Source organism: uncultured Clostridium sp. (genome assembly GCF_934754915.1).
In the GTDB taxonomy this organism is placed as follows: domain Bacteria; phylum Bacillota; class Clostridia; order Clostridiales; family Clostridiaceae; genus Clostridium.
This window is the reverse complement of record NZ_CAKVKB010000294.1, coordinates 1-2,243: the sequence shown is the minus strand read 5'-3', so window position 1 is coordinate 2,243 and position 2,243 is coordinate 1. Positions and strand designations below refer to the sequence as shown.

The following is a 2,243-nucleotide window of genomic DNA, read 5'->3' as shown; positions in this document are numbered from 1 at the left end:
GAGCTGGCAGAGGTACTTATTGAAACAATAAGCTTTAATGATGCCTATGAAAATTTCTATCATGGTTTTGTAACAGGAGTTCTTTCTGGTATGAAGGGATATACTGTAAAATCTAACAGGGAATCTGGAAACGGCAGGGGAGATATATTCATAAGACCAGTAACAAGGCGTAAAGCAGCTATAATACTTGAACTTAAAGTATGCAAGAGTTTTAATGAACTTGAAAAAAGAGCAGATGATGCTTTAAGACAGATAGAAGAAAAGAAATATGAGATGGAATTAAAAGATGATGGTTATAATAATGTGATAAAGTATGGAATATCATTTTTTAAGAAGGATTGTCTTGTTAAAATGAAATAATAATTCTATCTTTTTTTGGTTTTTGTAAAATGTTAAAATAAACACGACACATAGTTGTCGTGTTTATTTTGATATTATACAGATAAGGAGTTCATATGAAAATAGATAGACTTATTGGAATTCTCACTATTTTATTGCAAAAAGATCATACAACTGCTCCTGAATTAGCAGAAAAATTTGAAGTATCTAGAAGAACCATTAATCGTGATATTGAAGATTTATGCAAGGCTGGAATACCTATTCATACAATACAGGGAGCAGGCGGCGGAATAAAGATTATGGATGGATATGAGATAGATAAGACACTGCTTACATTGAAGGATATGCAGATGATTATGGCAGGCCTCAGAAGTTTGGATAGTGTAAGTGGTACTAAGTATTACAGTCTTCTTATGGAAAAAATTAATCCAGGGGCATCTGATTTTATCAGTGGAAGGGATTCTATTTTGATTGATCTTTCTTCTTGGAATAAAGATTTAATTTCAACTAAAATAGCTATAATTCACAGTGCAATTGAAGAAAGAAAATATATTTTTTTTCAATACTATGCACCTAAAGGTGAAAGCCTTAGAAAAATTGAACCATACTATTTAATTTTTAAATGGTCCAGCTGGTATGTATGGGGATGGTGTATTGATAGAGAAGACTTTAGGCTTTTTAAACTTAATCGTATGAATGAGATAGTAATTGATGAAACAGAGTTTAAGCAAAGAAAAGTTGAAATGCCGGATTTATCAATTAGAAAGATGTTTCCTGGAAGGATTAAAGTAAGGGCCTTGTTTAATCCAGAAGTAAAATGGAAAGTGGTTGAAGAATTTGGACCTGACTGTTATGAAACAACTGAAGATGGGAAAATGCTTTTTCATGGAGAATATACAGATATGGAGAATCTTATTTCATGGATGCTTACGTTTGGTGATAATGTAAAAGTTATAGAACCTGAATGTGTAAAAGATGAACTCCTTAGAATTGCTGAAAATATAAAAGACATTTATAAGAAGGATGAAAGTCAATTACAAAATTAGTCAGGAGGCAGATAAAATGAAATTAGATGGATTTGGAATTATGGTAGATGATATGTCAGTTATGATCAGGTTTTACCGAGATGTACTTGGATTTGAAATCAAAGAAGATGAAAATACATCCAATGTTTTTCTGAAGAAGGATGGAATACTTTTTCTGCTTTATAGAAAAAAAGATTTTGAAAAGATGACAAACAGTAAATTTTCATATTGTAAAGGAATTAATGGGCATTATGAAATCGCTTTAAGTGTAGAAAATTATGCAGAAGTGGATAAAACTTATAAAGAGGTAGTGAAAGCAGGAGCAGAAAGTGTAATGGAACCGACAACAGAACCATGGGGACAGAGAACATGTTATATTGCTGATCCAGAAGGAAATTTAATAGAAATTGGTTCATTTGTAGAATAGCAGATGATGAATTTAAGTACAGATTTCTATAAAATTAAAGAAGGTCTAAATAAATAATAAAGTTTGAAATTTATTGAACACATAAAAAGGAGAGGAATTATGAATAAGGAATGGTCAGAGCTGAACAGGAATATGCAGTTACAGTTAAAAAAGGAAGCAACATTTTATGAGGGATTAGAGACACTTATGCTGTTGAGGAATAAATTAATGGATGAAGCAGACAGTTTCAAATTGCAGCTTAGCAGAGATGAATTTAATGCAATTCCTTATATAAACCAAAATGGATATCATAACAAAACAATTGCATATTCTCTTTGGCATATATTCCGAATTGAAGACATTGTTGCACATACACTTATTGCTGATAATGAGCAGATTTTCTTTAAAAATAAATATAAAGAACGTATTGGAAGTCCTATTATTACAACAGGAAACGAATTAATAAAGCAGCA

The 2,243-nt window shown here is 31.1% G+C and carries 3 protein-coding genes and 1 pseudogene; all 4 read left to right on the top strand.

Features of this window, described 5'->3' with window-relative positions; all coding sequences use genetic code 11:
• A partial coding sequence (locus Q0F58_RS19015) for a PD-(D/E)XK nuclease domain-containing protein (protein WP_294379582.1) occupies positions 1 to 360 on the top strand: 360 nt, incomplete at its 5' end.
• 95 nt (positions 361 to 455) lie between these two features.
• Positions 456 to 1,385, top strand: a complete 930-nt coding sequence (locus Q0F58_RS19010; protein WP_294379580.1) for a YafY family protein — start codon at positions 456 to 458, stop codon at positions 1,383 to 1,385.
• 16 nt (positions 1,386 to 1,401) lie between these two features.
• The gene (locus tag Q0F58_RS19005) at positions 1,402 to 1,791 is read left to right on the top strand and encodes a VOC family protein (protein ID WP_294379566.1); all 390 of its coding nucleotides are present in this window, start codon (positions 1,402 to 1,404) and stop codon (positions 1,789 to 1,791) included.
• Between the two features lie 99 nt (positions 1,792 to 1,890).
• Positions 1,891 to 2,243: pseudogene (locus Q0F58_RS19000) on the top strand (phage head-tail adapter protein); the annotation flags it as partial.

What these genes read in the sequence shown, in the direction of transcription:
- Q0F58_RS19005 (WP_294379566.1), top strand. Translation starts at nt 1,402, where the DNA reads ATGAAATTAGATGGATTTGGAATTATGGTAGATGATATGTCAGTTATG.
- Q0F58_RS19010 (WP_294379580.1), top strand. Translation starts at nt 456, where the DNA reads ATGAAAATAGATAGACTTATTGGAATTCTCACTATTTTATTGCAAAAA.